The sequence below is a fragment of the Kitasatospora sp. GP30 genome (assembly GCF_029892145.1).
Classification (GTDB): Bacteria; Actinomycetota; Actinomycetes; order Streptomycetales; family Streptomycetaceae; genus Kitasatospora; species Kitasatospora acidiphila.
Genome location: NZ_JARZAH010000027.1, coordinates 1 through 18805 on the forward strand (window position 1 = coordinate 1; position 18805 = coordinate 18805).

General features: G+C 72.6%; 14 protein-coding genes. 11 read left to right on the plus strand and 3 right to left on the minus strand.

Annotation, left to right across the window (positions count from 1 at the left end; all coding sequences use genetic code 11):
• The 4 genes from P3T35_RS28355 to P3T35_RS28375 form a co-directional block, all read left to right on the plus strand.
• Nucleotides 1–3564: SDR family NAD(P)-dependent oxidoreductase (locus P3T35_RS28355; protein ID WP_280708287.1), on the plus strand; the 3564-nt coding region annotated here is incomplete at its 5' end.
• On the plus strand, nucleotides 3561–5813 hold the full coding sequence (locus P3T35_RS40460; protein ID WP_180356273.1) for a cytochrome P450: 2253 nt from the start codon (nucleotides 3561–3563) through the stop codon (nucleotides 5811–5813). The genes P3T35_RS28355 and P3T35_RS40460, both read left to right, overlap by 4 nt.
• Nucleotides 5813–6976, plus strand: coding sequence for a macrolide family glycosyltransferase (locus tag P3T35_RS28370; protein ID WP_218976623.1), 1164 nt, complete (start codon nucleotides 5813–5815; stop codon nucleotides 6974–6976). The genes P3T35_RS40460 and P3T35_RS28370 overlap by 1 nt, the downstream gene beginning before the upstream one ends.
• A gap of 538 nt (nucleotides 6977–7514) precedes the next feature.
• On the plus strand, nucleotides 7515–7679 hold the full coding sequence (locus P3T35_RS28375; protein WP_180356272.1) for an SflA family class IV lanthipeptide: 165 nt from the start codon (nucleotides 7515–7517) through the stop codon (nucleotides 7677–7679).
• Nucleotides 7680–7829: 150 nt separating this feature from the next.
• Here P3T35_RS28375 and P3T35_RS28380 read toward each other — a convergent pair whose 3' ends face one another.
• Complete coding sequence (locus P3T35_RS28380; RefSeq protein WP_180356271.1) at nucleotides 7830–8789, minus strand: LysR family transcriptional regulator; 960 nt, start codon at nucleotides 8787–8789, stop codon at nucleotides 7830–7832.
• 158 nt (nucleotides 8790–8947) lie between these two features.
• On the opposite strand from P3T35_RS28380, the gene P3T35_RS28385 reads away from it, so the two are divergent.
• The 5 genes from P3T35_RS28385 to P3T35_RS28405 all read left to right on the plus strand — a co-directional run bounded on the left by P3T35_RS28385 (nucleotide 8948) and on the right by P3T35_RS28405 (nucleotide 13448).
• Complete coding sequence (locus tag P3T35_RS28385) at nucleotides 8948–9616, plus strand: hypothetical protein (RefSeq protein WP_101378583.1); 669 nt, start codon at nucleotides 8948–8950, stop codon at nucleotides 9614–9616.
• A gap of 313 nt (nucleotides 9617–9929) precedes the next feature.
• Nucleotides 9930–10313, plus strand: coding sequence for a DUF485 domain-containing protein (locus P3T35_RS28390; protein WP_101378582.1), 384 nt, complete (start codon nucleotides 9930–9932; stop codon nucleotides 10311–10313).
• Nucleotides 10310–12046 (plus strand): cation acetate symporter, encoded by a 1737-nt coding sequence (locus P3T35_RS28395; RefSeq protein WP_101378581.1) that lies wholly within the window; start codon nucleotides 10310–10312, stop codon nucleotides 12044–12046. The genes P3T35_RS28390 and P3T35_RS28395 overlap by 4 nt, the downstream gene beginning before the upstream one ends.
• 146 nt (nucleotides 12047–12192) lie before the next feature.
• Nucleotides 12193–12792, plus strand: a complete 600-nt coding sequence (locus P3T35_RS28400; protein WP_101378580.1) for a cysteine dioxygenase family protein — start codon at nucleotides 12193–12195, stop codon at nucleotides 12790–12792.
• A gap of 56 nt (nucleotides 12793–12848) precedes the next feature.
• Nucleotides 12849–13448, plus strand: a complete 600-nt coding sequence (locus tag P3T35_RS28405) for a GNAT family protein (protein ID WP_101378579.1) — start codon at nucleotides 12849–12851, stop codon at nucleotides 13446–13448.
• A gap of 15 nt (nucleotides 13449–13463) precedes the next feature.
• On the opposite strand, the gene P3T35_RS28410 is transcribed toward P3T35_RS28405, so the two are convergent.
• Nucleotides 13464–14408 carry an NADP-dependent oxidoreductase gene (locus P3T35_RS28410; RefSeq protein WP_101378578.1) on the minus strand — a complete coding sequence of 315 codons (945 nt, stop codon included), beginning with the start codon at nucleotides 14406–14408 and terminating at the stop codon, nucleotides 13464–13466.
• Between the two features lie 103 nt (nucleotides 14409–14511).
• Here P3T35_RS28410 and P3T35_RS28415 point away from each other — a divergent pair, with 103 nt between their 5' ends.
• On the plus strand, nucleotides 14512–15525 hold the full coding sequence (locus tag P3T35_RS28415) for a helix-turn-helix domain-containing protein (RefSeq protein WP_101378577.1): 1014 nt from the start codon (nucleotides 14512–14514) through the stop codon (nucleotides 15523–15525).
• A gap of 17 nt (nucleotides 15526–15542) precedes the next feature.
• Here the strand turns inward: P3T35_RS28415 and P3T35_RS28420 are convergent, their stop codons facing one another.
• Complete coding sequence (locus P3T35_RS28420) at nucleotides 15543–15872, minus strand: hypothetical protein (protein WP_280708297.1); 330 nt, start codon at nucleotides 15870–15872, stop codon at nucleotides 15543–15545.
• A gap of 82 nt (nucleotides 15873–15954) precedes the next feature.
• Here P3T35_RS28420 and P3T35_RS28425 point away from each other — a divergent pair, with 82 nt between their 5' ends.
• On the plus strand, nucleotides 15955–18732 hold the full coding sequence (locus P3T35_RS28425) for a SpoIIE family protein phosphatase (protein WP_101378576.1): 2778 nt from the start codon (nucleotides 15955–15957) through the stop codon (nucleotides 18730–18732).
• Nucleotides 18733–18805: the final 73 nt, after the last annotated feature.

The window sequence follows — 18805 nt, forward strand, 5'->3', positions numbered from 1 at the left end:
CCGGTGCTGGAGGAACTGGGCCAGGTGGCGGCGGGTTTGACGTTCGGTGAGCCGGCGATCCCGGTGGTCTCCACGGTGACCGGACATCCGGTGGATATGGGGGAGCCGGGGTACTGGGCGCGGCAGGTGCGGGAGCCGGTCCGGTTCGCCGACGCCTTGGAGTGGCTGGCGGGCCGGGGTGTTTCGGGGTTGGTGGAGGTGGGGCCGCATCCGCTGCTGGTGGGGAACGGTTTGATGCGTCGTCAGGGCGATTCGGTGGAGCGGTTGTTCGCGGGGTTGGGGCGGTTGTGGGCGGACGGTGCGGTGCGCTGGATGCCACCCGTGACCACAACGGCGGGGGTGTTGGGCGGGCGCGTGCCTTCGTACGCGTTCCAGCACCAGCACTACTGGCTCCAGCCCACCACCCCGTCGGAGGGCCTCGACACGCCCGACCACCCGCTGCTGCGGTCCCTGGTGAAGCTCCCCGACGGGCAGGGCGTGGTGCTGACCGGGAAGCTCTCCGCGTCCGTCCACCCGTGGTTGGCCGAGCACACCGTACTCGGTTCGACGCTGCTGCCCGCGATGGCGTTCGTGGATATGGCCGTCCACGCCGGCGAGCACACGGCCAGCCCCGTACTGTCCGAGCTGGTCCTGGAGGCGCCGCTCGTGCTGTCCGACCGCGACGGTGTGCACGTGCAGGTCACCGTCGGCGCGCCCGACGACACCGGACGCCGACCCGTCACCGTCCACTCCCGCACCTCCGCCGAGCCCGACGAGTGGACCCGCCACGCGACCGGCGTGCTCAGTCCGCCGGCGGACCGGGCGACACGGGCCGATCGGACGGCCGTGCCCGGGGCGGACGACGGCGAGGCCGCGCCGATCGACATCGACTCGCTCTACGACCGGCTCGCCGAAGCCGGCTACGACTACGGGCCGACCTTCCAGGGGCTCACCGGCATCCGGCGGCACGGCGAGGACCTGCACGCCGAGGTGAGCTTCCCGGCGGACCCCGCGCAGCTCACCGGTTACCGCGTCCACCCCGCGCTCCTGGACGCCGCCATACAGCCGCTGACCCTGCTCGCCGGCCTCGCGGCCGAGGACGGCGGCGCCGGCGGCAGCCCGGCGCGGCTGCCCTTCTCGTTCTCCGGTGTGTCGGTCACCGGGTCGGCCGCGACGGTCCGCGTGGTGCTGCACCCGACCGGGCCGGACACCTGCGCGGTGCGGATCACCGACACCGCCGGGAAGCCGGTCGTGAGCATCGACGAGATCGTCCTGCGGCCCGTCGAAGCGGCGGGTGACGGGGCCGGGCGCCGGCCGAACACGCTGTTCGCCGTTGACTGGACCCCGATGGCGGCACCGGACGGCCCGGACACCGAGACGGTCCTCCACGAGGTCGTCGGCGAGGGCGAACCGGTCGCGGCCGCCCACGCGGTGACCCGGGAACTGCTCGGCAGGGTCCGGGAGTTCCTGGCCACCGACACGTCGGCCCGGCTCGTGGTCCTCACCGGCGACGACCTGCCCTCGGCCGCCGCCCGCGGCTTCCTGCGCAGCGCGCACAGCGAGAACCCCGGGCGGATCCTGACCGTCCGGCACGACGGCACGGCCGCTTCACGACGGGCGATCCCCGCCGCGGTGCGCGCCGCCGTGAGCGACGGCGAGCCCGAGATCCAGTTGCGCGACGGAACCGCCCTCGTGCCGAGGCTGGTGAGGGCCGCCCCGGCCGGGCCGGCCGGGCCCCTGGACGGCGCGCCCCTGGACGGCACCGTGCTGATCACCGGCGGCACCGGCACCCTCGGCGTCCTGGTCGCCCGGCACCTGGTCGCACGGCACGGCGCCCTGCACGTGGTGCTCGCGAGCCGCCGCGGCGTCGAGCCGCCCGGGCTCCGGCAGGAGCTGGGCGCCGCCCTCACCGTGGTCGCCTGCGACGCCGGTGACCGCGGGGCACTGAGGGATCTCGTCGCCTCGATCCCCGACCTGCGGGTCGTCGTGCACGCCGCCGGGGTCGTCGACGACGCCATGGTGGGATCGATGACACCGGAGCAGATCGACACGGTGCTGCGCTCGAAGGCCGATGCCGCGTGGCACCTGCACGAGGCCACCGAGCACCTGGACCTGCGGGCGTTCGTGCTGTTCTCCTCGGCGTCCGGGGTGTTCGGCGCCCCCGGGCAGGCCAACTACGCCGCCGCGAACGCGTTCCTCGACGCGCTCGCCGAGCACCGGCACGCGCGCGGTCTACCGGTCACCTCCCTGGCCTGGGGCCAGTGGGCCGAGTCCAGTGGCATCACCGGGAACCTGACCGAGGCCGACCACCGCCGGCTGGCGAGGACCGGGATGCTGCCGCTGGCCACCGAGCAGGCCCTCGACCTGTTCGACACCGCCCTGGCCGGCGAACGCCCGGCGCTGGTGCCGGTCCGCCTCGACCTCGCGGCGATCGACACCCCGCCGGCGCTGCTGCGCGGACTCGTCCGGCCGCGGCGCGCGCCGGCCCCGGCGGCCGGCCCCGGCGACCTGCGGGCCAGGCTCGAAGCCCTGCCCGAGCGCGAGCAGCGCGCCCTGCTGCTCGACCTGGTCGTCACGCACAGCGCGAGCATCCTCGGGATGGCCCCCGGCGGGATCGACGACCCGCGTCAGCTGTTCCGCGACCACGGCGTCGACTCGCTGACCGCTATCGAGCTGCGCAACCAGCTCAACGCGGCCACCGGGCTCCAGCTCCCGGCGACCCTCGTCTTCGACTTCCCGACGCCCGAACAGCTCGTCAACCACCTCTACGGGCAGCTGTGCTCGCCGGAGAACCGGGTCGCCGGGCCGATGGAGCGCCTGCTGCGCAAGGCCGTCGACGTCGGCCGCGCGCAGGACGGCCTCGACCTGCTGGCCACGGCGTCCCGGCTGAGCCCGGCCACCGACGCGCCCAAGGCCGAGGTGGTCGCCCTCGCGGCCGGCTTCCTCCAGCCGTCGCTGGTCTGCCTGCCGTCCGCGCTGGCGTCCAGCGGCATCGAGGAGTACGGGCGGTTCGCCGTGGCGCTGGAGGCCGCCCGCGACGTCACGGCGGTCACCCTGCCGGGCTTCGCCGGCGACCCGCTGCCCGCGGACGCCGACGTCCTGGTCCAGGCGCTCGCCGAGGCCGCGTCGGCCGTCGCCTCGCCGGTGCTGGTCGGCCGTTCGGTGGGCGCGTGGCTGGCGCTGGCGACCGCCAGGGAACTGGAACGGCGGGGGGCCCGGCCCAGCGCCGTGGTGCTCATCGACGGCTACCCCGACGACCTGCCGGGTGTGCTCACAGGCATGCTGGACGCCGGCCACCAGGTCCAGCCGGTCGACGACGACCGGCTGGTGGCCATGGGCTGTTACCTCGATCTGGCCGGCGCCCCGGAGCCCGTCACCGCGCCGGTGCTGCTGGTGGGCACCGGGAAGCGCTCGTGGCCCCGGCTGTCCACCACCGCCCAGGAGGTGCTCACCGTCTCGGGCGACCACTTCACCGTACTGGAGGAGCACTCCGCGGCCACGGCGCTGGCCATCAGCACATGGCTCCTCGACTTCAGCGGATACGGGGCCGGGTTGTCCGCACTCAGGGGAAAGGACTATGCATGATCTGGGACAACGTCTACATCGGCGGAACGGGGCGATATCTGCCGCCCCGCACGCCCGCGACGCAGGCCGTGCCGGACACCGAGACCATGCGGCGGCTGCTCGCGCTGTCGGACTTCGTGTCGTTCACCCGCTCCGACGACGTCACCGAGCACGCGATGGCCGTGCACGCGGCGATCGGAGCCCTGCGCGAGTCCGGCCTCAGCGGCGCCGACATCTCCATGGCCGCCTACGCCCAGATGGACCACCAGGACCACATGGCGTCCTCCTGCCACCTGCAGCGCGTCCTCGGCCTCGGCCACGCCCTCGTCTACGAGGTCGAGGCGACCAGCAACGGCGGCTCGGCCGCGCTGCAGTCCGCCGCCGCGCACCTGGTGGCCGACCCGGCCGCGACCGCGACCCTGGTCACGGCTACCGCCCGGTTCCTGCCGCCACGGTGGGAACGCTGGCAGCCCACCATCGGGATCTTCCTGGCCGACGGTGCGGTCGCGGCCGTGCTCAACCGCGAGGGCGGCCGGGCGCGGCTGGTCGCGACCGCCAACAGCTCCGCGACCCAGATGGAGGTCCTCGCCACCCCGACGATCCCGGACCCCGAGGGCCACCGCAACCGTACGCCGATCGAGGTCACCGGCCTGGCCCCGTATCTGACGCTGATGAGCGGGGCACTGGTCACCGCGGTCGAGCAGGCCGCCAAGGAGGCCGGCGTCAGCGTCGCCGACGTCACCAGGTTCGTCGTGACCGGTCTGGGTCTGGCCCAACTGGAGGTCGTCGTGCTGGAGCCGCTCGGCATCGACCTGGGCCGCACCACCTGGCCGATGCTGCGCGAGCTCGGCCACGTCGGGCCGTGCGACCAACTGCTCGGCATGGACCACCTGCTGCACGACGAGACCCTCAAACCCGGCGACACCATCATGTCGATCGGCCTCGGCATGGGCTCGCGGTTCACCGCCTCCTTGCTGGAGGTCACCGAGCCGCCCAAGCCCCGTACGACCACCACCTTCACCGAGCCGGTGCGCGCGCAGGCCCCGCCCGCCGACGCGTACGTCATCGACCCCTCGGGCGGCGACATCTTCGGCGAGGCCGCTGCCTTGCGCGAGCGCGGCCCGGCCACGCCCGTCGAACTGCCCGGTGGCGTGTCGGCCTGGGCCGTCACCGGGCACGACCTGACGAAGAAGCTGCTGCTCGACCCGAAGGTCTCCAAGGACGCGAACAAGCACTGGCCCATGTGGCGCGACGGCGACATCCCGCCGGACTGGCCGCTGATCATGTGGGTCGCGATGCAGAACATGTTCACCGCCTACGGGGCCGACCACACCAGGCTGCGCAGCCTGGTGGCCAAGGCGTTCACCCCGCGCCGTATCGAAGCGATGCGGCCGCGCGTCGAGGAGATCACGGCCGGCCTGATCGCCGACCTGGCCACGGTGCCGCCGGGGCAGACGGTCGACCTGCGCGCACGGTTTGCGTTCCCGCTGCCGATCCAGGTCATCACCGAATTGTTCGGGGTGACCGCGCAGACGGGCGCGGACCTGCGGCGGCTGGTGGACGCGGTGTTCAGCCTCGACGCGGACCCGGCGGGCGTGCAGGCCGCCTCCGGCGAGCTGTACATGCTGCTCAAGGAACTCGTGGCCGCCAAACGGCGCGACCCCGGCGACGACATGACCAGCGACCTGATCGCCGCGCAGGAGGCGGACGGCACACGACTGTCCGAGCGGGAACTGCTGGACACCCTGCTGCTGACCATCTCCGCCGGCTTCGAGACGACAGTCAACCTGCTCGACCACGCCGTCCACGCGCTGGCCACGCACCCGTCTCAGCTCGCCCTGGTCCGGTCCGGGACCAGCACGTGGGAGGACGTGGTGGACGAGACCCTGCGCTGGCAGGCGCCGGTGCCGAACCTGCCGCTGCGGTACGCCGTGGAGGACATCTCCGCGGACGGCGTGCAGATCCGCAAGGGCGAGGCGATCCTGCTGTCCTACGGCGCGGCCGGCCGCGACCCGGCGCAGCACGGGGCCGACGCGGAGGACTTCTCCGTCACCCGGCCGTCGCGGGCCGACCACCTCACCTTCGGGCACGGCGTGCACTACTGCCTCGGCAGCCCCCTGGCGAAGCTGGAGGCGACGACGGCGCTGTCCGCGCTGTTCTCCCGGTTCCCCCGGCTGCGGCTGGCCGTCCCGTCGTCCGAACTCGAGCCGCTGGGTTCCTTCTTCACCAACGGGCACAAGACTCTACCGGTCATCCTGGAGGAGAGCTGATGGCCCACTTCGCCTTCGTGAGCGCGCCCGCGTCCGGGCATGTGAACCCGACCCTGCCGCTGGTCGAAGAGCTGGTCCGGCGCGGTCACCGGGTCAGCTACGCCACGGGACCAGCCACCATGGACGCCGCCTTCGCCGCCGGGGCGTCGCCGGTGACCCTGCCCTCGCAGCTGCCGCCGGACATGGCGGCGCGGGGCGAGTTCACGGCGGAACAGCTCGCCGTGACGATGGAGTACTACCTCGACGACGCGCGTGCCTCGTTCCCCGTCCTGGCCGAGCACTTCTCGGCCGACCCGCCGGACGCGGTGTGCTACGACTCGGTGACCTTCACCGGGAGGATGCTGGCGAACCTGCTCGAGGTGCGGGAGATCTCCCTGGTGCCGACCTTCGCGGAGAACGAGTCCTTCTCGGCGGCGCAGGTGTACTTACCGGCCGACTTCGACCACACCAACCCCCGGCTGGTGGCCGCGATTCAGGACATGGGGAAGTTCGCGCAGGGCCACACCTTCCTCGAGGACCCGAACCTGATGTTCGGCCACGTGGCCCCGACGAGCCTGGTGTTCATCCCCCGCGAGTTCCAGATGTCGGGGGATACCTTCGACGAGCGCTTCCACTTCGTCGGGCCGTCGCTGAGCAGCCGGCAGACCGCTGAGGAGTGGAGCCCCCGGTCGCAGGCCCCGGTGCTGCTGATATCGCTGGGAACCGTCTTCAACGACCGGCCCGAGTTCTACCGGACCTGCATCGAGGCGTTCGGGGACAGCGACTGGCAGGTCGTCATGGTGGTGGGCGGGCTGGACCAGGAGTCGCTGGGCCCGATCCCGGCGAACGTCGAAGTGCACGCGCACGTGCCGCAGGTGGCGGTGCTGCGACACACCGAGGTGTTCCTGAGCCACGCCGGCATGAACTCGGCGATGGAGTCTCTCTACCACGGGGTGCCCTTCGTGGCGGTGCCGCAGATTCCGGAACAGCGGGCGATCGCCCGGCGGGCGGAGGAGCTGCGGGTCGGCAGGACGCTCGCCGAGCCGACCGTGCAGGGCCTGCGCGACGCCGTCCATGACGTCCGGTCCTGCCGCCCCTGGGCGGAGGCCCTGAGCCGGATCGTGCGCGGGGCGGGCGGCGCGTCAAAGGGGGCGGACGTCCTGGAGAAGCTGCTGACGCGGTAGCGGCCGGGCTCCACCGGGCAGTCCGCACCCGCACCCCGCCCGGTGGAGCCCGTTCCCGCGCACAATCCGAGGCGATCGCCCGCCGCGCGGCGGCGAGGGTGCCTGGCCCTTGCAGACCGCCGAGGGCCTGCGCGAGCTGTGGGGCCTCGATGCGCGCGTGACGGGAGCGGCGCCGGCAGCTACTTGGGCGGGAGCCTCAGGGCTTGCTGATCGGGCGACGCCTGCGGTGCGGGTTTCCCGCGCGGCACGCAGCCAACAGGCCTCGGTGACCGCTGGATCTGCGTTGTCTGCCACGAGCCAGTGCAACAGCCGCCTGCTGCGTGCCACCACCCGTTGGTGTCCGCACCCCTGAGGGCCCATCGTGAGCTCATGACCTCGGCCGGGGTGCGGAGCGGGCGCATCGGGATTTTTTCCATCGGCTGACGTGAAGTACCGGTGAAAAAACGGGCTGGTCAGACCCCTAGGCCAAGGATGAGAGCCAGCTAGTGTGATTCGTCCTGGCAGTAGCATCAACCACAGTGAATGGAAGTGATCCCTCATGACCACCCTCGCTCTGGACATCCGCGACGCGGGCATGCTCGACATCGACGACGAAGTGATCGCCTTCGAGGACGACTTCGACGCCGAACTCGCCCCCGCCGCCTGCTGGCGTGGCCCCCTCACCTTCATACCGGTGCACGTCCCCGGCGACGACACCGTCTGATCCGTTCCACTCTGGGCGGCGCTCCGACGGATACCTGTCCGCCGGAACGCCGCCCGCGACAGGCGACGGCGGCTTCGCCAAGCTTGTGGGTTCCTCTCAAGATCTCTCCGGTCGCAGCCCGGCCCGTAAAGGTGCTTGCCGCACGGTCGCTCACTCGCTCGGGTCGCGCAGGGCGCGGACGCGGATCTCCAGGGCGACCCGGCCGGCCGCCGTTTCCGCTTCCAGGTGGTTCCGGGCGGCTTGGAGCAGGGCGTCGGCGGCGATGCGGGAGGCCAGGTCCTGGGCCGTGTGGCCGTCGCGGTGCAGCAGGCGGAAGATCAGGGTGCCGCCGACCGGCAGGGTGGTGGTCGTGGCCTGGGGCAACTGGGCTGCCATGAAGGTGGGGACGACTGCGGCGCCCAGCCGAGCTGCCATCAGGGCGGCCACCGTGGCCGGGTGTTCGGCGACGTGCACGGTGGCCGGCTCGATGCCGTGCTCGGCCGCGAACCGGGCGAAGGCCCGACCCCGGGCGGACTGCGGAGGAGCAGTGATCCACGGTCGGCCGGAGAGGTCTTGCGGTGTCTTCGGCGGCTCCCAGGAGTCCGGGACCACCACCCGGTAGTCGTCCTCGCCCATCAGCCTGGCCCGGGTGCCGGGCGGCAGCGGCACGGCGGTGTCCCGGTCGTCGGCGAGGACCAGCACGTCCAGCTCGCCGAGGCGCATTGCGCGCAGGCCGCCCACCAGGTCGTGCTCCTGGAAGCTCGGCTCCAGCCCCGGGTGGTAGTGGTTCAGCAACCGGACCACCCCGGCGGCCAGCCGGGCGATCATCCAAGGGCTGGCGCCGATCGCCACCTGACCGCCGAGCGATTGGCTGCCTGTCAGCTGCTCGCGCGCCGCTGCGAGCTGGCCGCTGATCTGCTCGCCGGTGGCGGCCAGCACCCGCCCGGCGCCGGTGAGTTCCGGGCGGGGGCCGGTGCGGTCGAGCAGCGGCAGCCCGGTTTCCTGCTCCAGGGCGGCGAGTTGCTGGGAGACGGCGGAGCGGCTGACGCCGAGGGCGCGGGCCGCCGGGGCGATGCCGCCGGTGCGGGCCACGGTGGCGAGCACCAGGAGGCGGCGGGGGTCGAGGTCCATGTGGGCCCGTCCAGGAGTGTGGGGTCTAGGTTGTGGGGTCTGGGGTGTCAGTTTTGCTTTCGGGCTGGGCAAGTATGCCTGGACGAGGGTGCTGCGCGGGCGGGACGGGGTTGCCAGACTGACGGGCATTCCCGGTTCCGCTCCTCAGGAGGCCTCCCGTGCCTGCTCGGCGTCTCGCCCTCGGCTGCTCGCTGCTCGCGCTCTCGGCGCTGCTGACCGCTTGCGGGTCCGCCGGCTCGCGTGGCGGTGGCTCCACGACCACCGGCTCAGTCGGCGGTTCCGCCCCCGTTCCCGGCCCCGCCGCCGCCCACTGGACCCTGACCGCCCCGCAGACCGCCGGTGGCTACCAGCTGGGCCAGCCCCCGTCGCAGACCACCCAGTTGGTCAACTCCGACCTCGGCCAGGACGCCAAACTGCTGAACCTCTCCGGCACCCCGGTGCACGCCACCTACGACGACCAGGCCGACGGCGCCTGGATCTTCTACTCCGGCCTCAACGGCAGCGGCTTCGACCCCGACCGCCTGCACGACGCGCTCACCCACCCGGTCACCACCGGCAACGACGGCGCGGGCGACCACACCACCTTCAGCTACGCCGACACCGAGCCCGGCCCGCACGGCGGTCGGGCGATCTGCGACAGCCTGCTGATCCGCAACGCCTTCCTCACCACCACCGCGACCACCTGCTCCTGGTTCACTCCCACTACGGCGGCGCGGGTCACGTTGGTGATCAAGGGTGACGGCAGCAACACCAAGATCGGCTTCACCGCCGCCGACGTCGGCCCGGTCATGCGCGCCATCCGCGGCGACGTCGAGCAGAAGCAGTAGTCGGGCGGGCCCGGCCACGTCGCTGCCGTCCCGTGCCGCGGTGAGCCGGCGCCCTGGCGGCCGGATGACCGCCCTGCCGGCCGACTGACCGCCCTGCGGAGGCGGAGCAAGTCCGCGGGTGGAGTGGGATGTTCTAACGCCGCGTTCAACGCGCGTTGATCGCGGGTTCCTATGGTGGTGCCGTTCCCGATCAGGGAGCGAGTCCCGCTGCGGCGGCCATGGTCCCGGACCCCGTGCCTGTCTCCCCGGTGCGGGGTCCGGTTGGGCCGGAACGCTCCGCGTCGCCATCCCGCACTGTCTCGAAGGATGTCCCATGTTTGACCCCGCTGCGCCGTCGCGCCGCGCCGCGCCCTGGATCGGCGACGATCCGCGATTCATCGAACTGCGTTCCGCCTACCGGAGGTTCGTCTTCCCGGTGACGGCGGCGTTCCTGCTCTGGTTCCTGACCTACGTCCTCTGCTCGGCCTACGCCCGCGGCTTCATGGCGACCAAGGTCGTCGGCAACGTCAACGTGGCGCTGGTCTTCGGCCTGCTGCAGTTCGCCTCGACGTTCGGCATCGCGGCCGCCTACAGCCGGTTCGCCGGGCGGCGGTTGGACCCGCCGGCGGCGGCCCTGCGCCTGCGGGCGACGGCCGCTGCGGGCGAGCCGCCGGCCGTCGCCGCCGCCGACGGCTCACTGAAGGGGCGTCAGGCATGAGCGAGCACCTGGAACTGGCCGCGAAGGCGGCTGCCGACGCGTCGAACAAGGGCCTGACCGTCGGCCTGTTCGTGGCCCTGGTGGCGGCCACCCTCGGGATCACGCTCTGGGCGCGGCGCAGTACCCGCGGCACCGGCGGGTTCTACACCGGCGGCGGGCAGTTCTCCGCCCTGCAGAACGGGATCGCGATCTCGGGGGACTACCTGTCCGCCGCTTCCTTCCTCGGCATCGCCGGGATCATCGCCCTGTCGGGCTACGACGGCTTCCTGTACTCGATCGGCTTCCTGGTCGCCTGGCTGGTCGCGCTGCTGCTCGTCGCCGAACTGCTGCGCAACACGGGCCGGTTCACCATGGCCGACGTGCTGGCTGCCCGGCTGCGCAGCGGGCCGATGCGGACCGCGGCCGGCGTGTCGACGATCGTGGTGTCGATCTTCTACCTGATCGCGCAGATGGTCGGCGCGGCGACGATCGTCGGGCAGCTGCTCGGCGTCAAGGGCGCCGCCGCGCAGATCTGGACCATCATCGGGGTCGGCGCGCTGATGATCGTCTACGTCGTGATCGGCGGGATGAAGGGCACCACCTGGGTGCAGATCGTCAAGGCGGTGCTGCTGATCGCCGGCGCGGCCACGATGACCTTCTGGGTGCTGGCGAAGTACGGGTTCAACATCAGCCACCTGCTCGGTGACGCCGCGACCGCCTCGAAGAAGGGCGACGCGTTCCTGCAGCCCGGGCTGAAGTACGGGGCGACCGACGGGTGGTCGAAGCTCGACCTGATCAGCCTCGGCGTCGCCCTGGTGCTGGGCACGGCGGCCCTGCCGCACGTCCTGGTGCGCTTCTACACCGTTCCGACCGGGCGCGACGCGCGCAAGTCGGTGAACTGGGCGATCGGCATCATCGGGGTCTTCTACCTGATGACGCTCGTCCTCGGCTTCGGCGCGGCCGCACTGGTCGGCACGGCGACGATCAAGGAGAAGGACCCGTCCGGCAACACCGCCGCCACGCTGCTCGCCCAGCACCTCGGCGGCGGCGCCGGCAGCACCGGCGGCTCGCTGATGCTCGCCTTCGTGGCGGCGGTGGCCTTCGCCACCATCCTGGCGGTGGTCGCCGGGCTCACCCTGACCTCCTCGTCCTCGTTCGCGCATGACCTGTACGCGAACGTGATCAGGAAGGGCCGGGCAACGGAGCGACAGGAGCTGACCACCGCGAAGATCGCCGCCGTGGTCATCGGCGCCGTGGCGGTCGCCCTGTCGATCTTCGCCAGGGATCTCAACGTGGCGTTCCTGGTCGCGCTCGCCTTCGCCATCGCGGCGTCGGCCAACCTGCCCGCGATCCTGCTCACCCTCTTCTGGCGGCGCTTCACCACCTTCGGCGCCAAGTGCGGCATCTACGCGGGCCTGGTCAGCGCGATCGGCCTGGTGCTGCTCTCGCCGATCTGCTGGGGCGGGGCCAGCAGCACCGTTCCCGCGGTGAAGCTGACGGCCGCTCAGGCGAAGGACTGCGGGGTCGCGGCGACGAACAAGCACGTGGGCAGCGCCACCGCGCTGATCTCCTGCACGGCCACGGCGCCGGTCCCGCTGCAGAACCCCGGCATCGTTTCGATCCCGATCGGGTTCGCCGCCGCGATCATCGGCTCGCTCGTCGGCGGACGCCGTCGGCGGGCGGAGGCAGCGGCCGATGAGCAGCGGTTCGCGGAGCTGGAGGTGCGGGCGCTGACGGGGGTCGGGGCCGGGTAGACGACTGCCGGCAGGCCGTCAGAAGAAACCATCAGGGGGGGTGCGCCCATGCGGGGGCGCACCCCCCTGAGGCATGCCGGGAGCCGGCCGGGGGCCGTCTATCCGACGGTGATCATCCGTCGATCCCCGGATCGCAGCATGGTGCCATGCAGAACAGCACCGAACGCGGTTCCAATCTCGACGAGTTCCTCTCCGATCTCCAGCGCTACGCCGCGGCCGGCGTCCTGACCCCGCAGCTCACCGCCGACACCCTGCGCAAGTACCTCCGCGCCGGCCTGATCGTCCCGGCGGACCTCTGCGCGGGCGACACCGACGGCTACGCGCAGCGGGTGCTGCACACGGCACGGACGTACTCCGTGGTGGCCCTGACCTGGCTGCCCGGCCAGTCCACCCCGATCCACGACCACATCGCCTGGTGCGTGTCGGGTGTGCTGGAGGGCGCCGAGGTGGACGAGGCGTTCCGGTTGTGGCGCCTGCCGCACTCCGGCCGCAAGGTGCTGGTGCCGACCGGCCGCACGACGTGCACGGCCGGCCGCGTGCAGCTGCTGGTGCCGCCGGACGAGGACATCCACCGGGTGTCGAACGGCGGCACGGGGCGTGCGGTCTCCCTGCACGTGTACGGGGCGGACATCACGCTGAGCGGCAACAGCTCGATCAACCGGGTCTTCGGGCACGAGGTGGTGGCCGGCCCGCCGCCGGGGGCGAGCCTGGTCAGCTGGCGGCTGGGGAGCGGGGTGGTGGGGTGAGCGGTTCCGCCGGCTGCTTCCTCTCGCCAATTACAAGATCATTTAGGGTTTCGAACATGAATCGCACAGCTGTCCAACCGGCCGCGACGCTGCCGGTCCTGGAGACCGCCCTCGTCCGCCTGCGGGACCACCGCGCCGACGACCTCGATGCCATGCGCCTGGTCTGGGGCGACCAGGCCGGGATGCGCCACCTCTCGACCGGCGTCATGGACGACACCCGGATCCGACGCAGGCTCGACGAGGCCGTGGCGACCGCCGCCGCGGCACCGCGCCGCCACTACCAGCTGGCCGCGTGCCTCCAGGGCGACGACCGCCCCGTCGGCGGCATCCGCCTCGACGTCGAGGACGCCACCACCGGCTACTCCGGCGTCTTCACCATGGCCCGGCACCTCCGCGGCTCCGGGTGCGCGCCCGACATCGGCTGGCTCATGCTCAAGCTCGCCTTCGCCGAGCTCGGCCTCACCCGGGTGTGGAGCATGGCCTCCCTGGAGAACACCGACGCGGTCCGCGCGATCACCCGCTTCGGCTTCACCCCCACCGGCGAGACCGAGCGCTACTTCGCCGAGGCCGACACCACCATGCGCCTGGTGACCATGGAGATCCTCGCGGACACCTGGCGCGCCATGCCGGTCCCGGCCGGCCCCGGCCCCGCATGACTCCAGCCCGCTGCGTCAGTCGACGGTGAGCACCAACTTCCCGGTGGTCCTCCCGGTTTCACCGAGCTCGTGGGCCTTGGCGGCGTCCGCCAGCGGGAAGACGGCGCCGACGTGCACCGTCAGCTTGCCGGTCTCGACCAGCTCCGTAACGGCCAGCAGCGCCCGCCGGTCGGGCTCGACCAGCATGAAGCCCGAGCGGATGGAGCGCGCGGCCGCGGCCGAGGCGAGCGCCTCGGTCTCGCGGGCCGGGAGGGTGACCAACGTGCCACCGCTGCGCAACACCGACAGTGAGCGCTCCTGGTAGTCCCCGGCGAGCGGGTCGATCACCACGTCCACGTCGGAGACCACCGAGGTGAAGTCGACCGCCGTGTAGTCGATCACCTCGTCCGCGCCCAGCCGCCGCACGAACGCGTGCTTGCCCGCGCTGGCCGTGCCGATGACGTACGCGCCGTACGCCTTGGCGATCTGCACCGCCAGATGGCCCACGCCACCCGCCGCGGCGTGCACCAGGACCCGCTGCCCCTCCCGCAGGGCCGCCATGTCCACCAGGGCCTGCCAGGCCGTGAGCGCGGCGAGCGGCAGGGCTGCCGCCTGCACGTGGTCGAGTCCGGCCGGCTTGGGGGCGAAGTGGCGTGCCGGAGCAGCCACGTACTGCGCGTAGCCGCCCACCATCCGCGGAAAGCCCGGCATGCCGTACACCTCGTCACCCGGCCGGAAGAGCGTCACGCCGAGGCCGACGGCCGCCACCACACCCGAGACGTCCCACCCCACGATGCCGTCGCCGGGGACGAACAGGGCACCCATCGCCCGGGTCTTCCAGTCCACCGGGTTGACGCCGGCCGCGTGCACCCGGACCAGGATCTCCGCCGGACCGGGTACCGGCCGCTCCCGTTCCACCACCTTCAGGACCTCCGGCCCACCGGGCGCTGCGAAGGCCACGGCCGTCATCTTCTCCGTCATCCGGATCCACTCCCCATGTCTCGTTCGCGGTTGATCAACAGCCTGACGCCACCCAGCCGTTGAAAAGAGTGGCCAGATAGCCAACAAGTGAGAGGATCCGGCCATGCAGCGAGCCAGGCACCGCGTCGTCGTCCTCGCCCTCCCCGGCGTCTTCCCCTTCGAACTCGGCATCCCCGCCAAGGCCTTCGGCCTCGCCCGCGGCCCGGGCGGCGACCGGCTCTACGAGGTGCTCACCTGCACCCCGGACGGTCGGCCGGTGCGCACCAGCGAGGACTTCTCGATCGCCGTCGAGCACGACGCGAGCGTGATCGCCACCGCCGACACCCTGATCGTGGCGGCCATCGACGACCCGATCGGCGGCAGCGACCCGCTCCCCGAGCCGGTCGCGGCCGCGCTGGGCCGGCTCCGGCCCGGTAGCCGGCTGGTGTCGATCTGCACGGCCGCCTTCGTCCTCGCCGCCGCCGGGCTGCTCGACGGCCGGCCCGCCACCACGCACTGGGTGCACGCCGAGCGCTTCCGCGAGCGCTACCCGCGGACCCCGCTCGATCCCGACGTGCTCTACGTGGACGACGAGGACGTGCTCACCTCGGCCGGCGCCGCCGCCGGGATGGACCTCTGCCTGCACCTGATCCGCAGCGACCACGGCAGCGAGATCGCCAACCGGGTCGCCCGCCTGTGCGTCGTGCCGCCATGGCGCGACGGCGGACAGGCCCAGTACATCGCCCGACCCGTCCCCGACGCGAGCGGCAGCGACACCGCCGGTGCCCGCGAGTGGGCCCTCCGGCAGCTCCACCAGCCCATCAAACTCGCCCAGTTGGCCACCCAGGCGGGCATGAGCGTGCGCACCTTCAGCCGTCGTTTCCTCGCCGAGACCGGCCAGACCCCCGGCCAGTGGCTCACCACCCAGCGGCTCGAACTCGCCCGCAGACTACTGGAATCCAGCGACCTGCCGGTGGACCGGGTCGCCGAGCACGCCGGGTTCGGCAGCGCCTCCTCGCTGCGCCAGCACCTGGCCGCCGCGATCGGCGTCTCACCCGCCGCGTACCGCCGCACCTTCCAGGGCCGGGACCGCGATCTGCCCGGCCGGCAGCCGGTCAACGCCGTCGCTGCCGGCTGACCCTGGCCTTGCCGGTGTCAGCTGCCGATGCCGGGAGCCTGCGGGAGGACGTTGATGTCGTACAGCCACGCCGCGCCGGCAGTGCCCGAGGCTTGGCGCGGATCCGGGCCGATCCACGCGTTCCCCACCGCCTCGCCCGACCCGTTCTCCGCCACCACGAGATGGTGACCGGCCGTGTCGACCCCGTCGGGGAGGAACCGCGCGGTACCCCGACGGGCCCGCTCCCGCGCCGGCTCCTCGGGCATGAACGTGCCGAGCTCTCGGGCCGTCTCGGCTTCTCGATGCTCGGTCGCCATGTCGTACTCCGACGGTGTCATCTTCCGTAAAGTCACCTTCTGCGCGGCCATGCCCCCATTCTCGTGAGCCCCTCCCGCTGTGCACATCCCTGGGCGGAGTGGCAGCGTGGAGGGGAGTTGAGGGACGGCCTGGATGGATGCAGCGGACGGTGACGGCGCTCGGGGCGCGGCGGTCGGCGGACCAGGGGAACACCGGTCCGCCGGGGGCCGGCTGCGCTCGCGGCTGGGGGTGCGCAGCGTCGCCGGGCAGGTGTTCGTCTGGCTGCTGGCCGTCGTGGTGCTGCTGGTCGGCGCGGCGCTGACGGCGCTCGTGCTGCAGGCCCGGAACAACGCCATGAACGATGCGGAGCATCGCACGCGCGCCGCGGCCGTCACCCTGGCGCAGGTCCCCGCGGTGGCGATCGCGCTGGACGGCCCCAATCCGACCGCGATGCTGCAGCCGCTGGCGAACGAGGTCATGACGAAGGGCAAGTTCGACTACGTGGTGTTCGCCAGCCCGCAGGGGATCCGCTACACGTCCGACAACCCCTCGCTGGTCGGGAAGCACGTCGTCGGCCCGTACCAGGAAGCCTTCAAGGGGCCGATCACGATCAGCTTCACCGCGCCCATCGGGAAGGTCGTGGAGAGCACCGCTCCGGTCACCAGGCCGGACGGTTCGATCGCGGGCGTGGTCCAGGTCGGCTACACGGTCGCGCACACGTCCAGCGCGGTGGGCCGGCAGCTCCCGGTCCTGATCGGCGGCGCGGCGGTCGCGCTCGTGGTGGGCACCGGTGGGGCGTTGCTGGTGCGGCGGCGGCTGCGCCGTCAGACGCGCGGCTTCGACCCGTCCGAGATGACGCGGATGTTCGAGCACCACGACGCGGTGCTGCACGCGGTCCGCGAGGGCGTGCTGATCGTCGGCGGGGACGGGCGGGTGCTGCTGGCGAACGACGAGGCCCGGCGGTTGCTCGAACTGTCGCCCGACGTGGAGGGGCAGCCGGTCGCCGGGCTCGGGCTCGACCCCGGGCTGGCCGAGCTGCTGGCATCCGGGCGGGTTGCCACCGACGAGGTGCACCAGGCCGAGGACCGGCTGCTCGCCGTCAACAACCGCCCCACCGCACCGTTCGGCGGCGGGCCCGGCAGCGTCGCGACCATCCGGGACACCACCGAGCTACGAGCGCTCGCCGGGCAGGCCGAGGAGGCCCGGGCCCGGCTGCAGCTGCTCTACGACGCGGGGGTGCGGGTCGGCACCACCTTGGACGTGGTGCGGACCGCTCAGGAGCTGGCCGATGTCGCGGTTCCCCGGTTCGCCGACTTCGCCACCGTCGACCTGGCCGATCCGGTGCTGCGCGGCGAGGAGCCGCTCCCGGACCCGGGCACCGCGGAGCGCCCGCGGATCCGCCGCACCGCCGCCAGCGGCATCAGCGACGACCAGCCGTTCCATCCGGTGGGCTCGCCGATCGAAGCGCTCCCGGGCACTCCGGGGGAGACCGCCCTGGAGACCGGGCGCGCCGCACTCGCCGCCGATCTGCACCAGGCACACGCCTGGCGGGCGTGCGACCCGGAGGCCACCGACCGGGTGCTCGACTACGGGATCCACTCGCTGATCTCCGCACCCCTGCGTGCCCGCGGCCTGACCCTGGGCACGGTCAACTTCTGGCGGGCGGGGGACTCCGCGCCGTTCGGGGAGGAGGACGTCTCGTTCGCCGAGGAACTGGTCGCCCGCGCGGCGGTCTGCGTCGAGAACGCCCGCCGGTACACCCGTGAGCACCGGATGGCCGAGACACTGCAGCGCAGTCTGCTGCCCCGGGGGCTGCCCGAGCAGAGCGGCCTGGACGCGGCCTACCGCTATCTGCCGGCGCTGCACGGGGTCGGCGGGGACTGGTTCGACGTCATCCCGCTGCCCGGGTTCCGCGTGGCGCTCGTCGTCGGTGACGTCGTCGGCCACGGGCTGCACGCCGCCGCCACCATGGGCCGCCTGCGCACGGCCGTGCTCAACTTCTCCACCCTCGACCTGCCGCCGGACGAACTGCTCGGCCGCCTCGACGAACTGGTCACCCGCCTCGACCAGGTGGAGGCGGCCGTGGGAGAGCAGGACATCACGGGCGATGGTGAACGAGCGCCCGTCACGGGCGCCACCTGCCTGTATGCGATCTACGATCCGGTCTCCGGGGACTGCACCATGGCGCGGGCCGGTCATCCACCGCCCGTGCTGGTGGACCCGGACGGCGGTGCGCAGTTCGTCGAGCTGCCGGCCGGGCCGCCACTCGGCGTGGGCGGTCTGCCCTTCGAGACGATCGAACTGCGGCTGGCGCCCGGAAGCGCCCTGGTGCTCTACACCGACGGGCTCGTCGAGAACCGGGACCGCGACCTGGAGACCGGCCTTTCCGCGCTGCGCCGCTCCCTGGTGGGCTCCGACGCCCGCCGCTCCCCGGACGACATCTGCCAGGCCGTGTTCGACGCGATGGTCCCGCCGCGTCGGAGCGACGACATCGCGCTCCTCGTCGCGCGCACCCGGCTGCTCGACCCCGGGCAAGTGGCCACCTGGGACGTGCCGTTCGACTTCGCCGCCGTGTCACGCGTCCGGAACGAGTGCGTCGAGCAGCTGGCGGCCTGGGGACTGGATGACCTGACCTTCACCGCCGAGCTGATCCTCAGCGAGCTGATCACCAACGCCATCCGCTACGGTGCCGCGCCGGTCCGGGTCCGCATGCTGCGGGACCGCAGCCTGGTCTGCGAAGTCTCCGACGGCAGCAGCACCGCCCCGCACCTGCGCTACGCCGCCACCACGGACGAGGGCGGCCGGGGCCTGTTCCTGGTGGCGCAGCTGGCCGAGCGGTGGGGCACCAGGTACCCGGCCCGGGGCAAGGTCATCTGGGCTGAACAGCCGCTGACCGCGCCGGAGTTCCAGTTCGAGGCGCTGCTCCTGTGAGCCGCCCCCCGCGCACCAGGCGCACGCGACGGCCCCGGCCCGGCGATCCCGTGTGCGAAGCGTGGGCGGACGG

Coding starts and splice junctions, on each gene's coding strand:
- P3T35_RS28380 (WP_180356271.1), bottom strand. CDS start 8,789: ATGGACCTCGACCCCCGCCGCCTCCTGGTGCTCGCCACCGTGGCCCGC.
- P3T35_RS28410 (WP_101378578.1), bottom strand. CDS start 14,408: ATGACGGAGAAGATGACGGCCGTGGCCTTCGCAGCGCCCGGTGGGCCG.
- P3T35_RS28395 (WP_101378581.1), top strand. CDS start 10,310: ATGAGCGAGCACCTGGAACTGGCCGCGAAGGCGGCTGCCGACGCGTCG.
- P3T35_RS40460 (WP_180356273.1), top strand. CDS start 3,561: ATGATCTGGGACAACGTCTACATCGGCGGAACGGGGCGATATCTGCCG.
- P3T35_RS28370 (WP_218976623.1), top strand. CDS start 5,813: ATGGCCCACTTCGCCTTCGTGAGCGCGCCCGCGTCCGGGCATGTGAAC.
- P3T35_RS28420 (WP_280708297.1), bottom strand. CDS start 15,872: ATGGCCGCGCAGAAGGTGACTTTACGGAAGATGACACCGTCGGAGTAC.
- P3T35_RS28390 (WP_101378582.1), top strand. CDS start 9,930: ATGTTTGACCCCGCTGCGCCGTCGCGCCGCGCCGCGCCCTGGATCGGC.
- P3T35_RS28375 (WP_180356272.1), top strand. CDS start 7,515: ATGACCACCCTCGCTCTGGACATCCGCGACGCGGGCATGCTCGACATC.
- P3T35_RS28425 (WP_101378576.1), top strand. CDS start 15,955: ATGGATGCAGCGGACGGTGACGGCGCTCGGGGCGCGGCGGTCGGCGGA.
- P3T35_RS28405 (WP_101378579.1), top strand. CDS start 12,849: ATGAATCGCACAGCTGTCCAACCGGCCGCGACGCTGCCGGTCCTGGAG.
- P3T35_RS28415 (WP_101378577.1), top strand. CDS start 14,512: ATGCAGCGAGCCAGGCACCGCGTCGTCGTCCTCGCCCTCCCCGGCGTC.
- P3T35_RS28400 (WP_101378580.1), top strand. CDS start 12,193: ATGCAGAACAGCACCGAACGCGGTTCCAATCTCGACGAGTTCCTCTCC.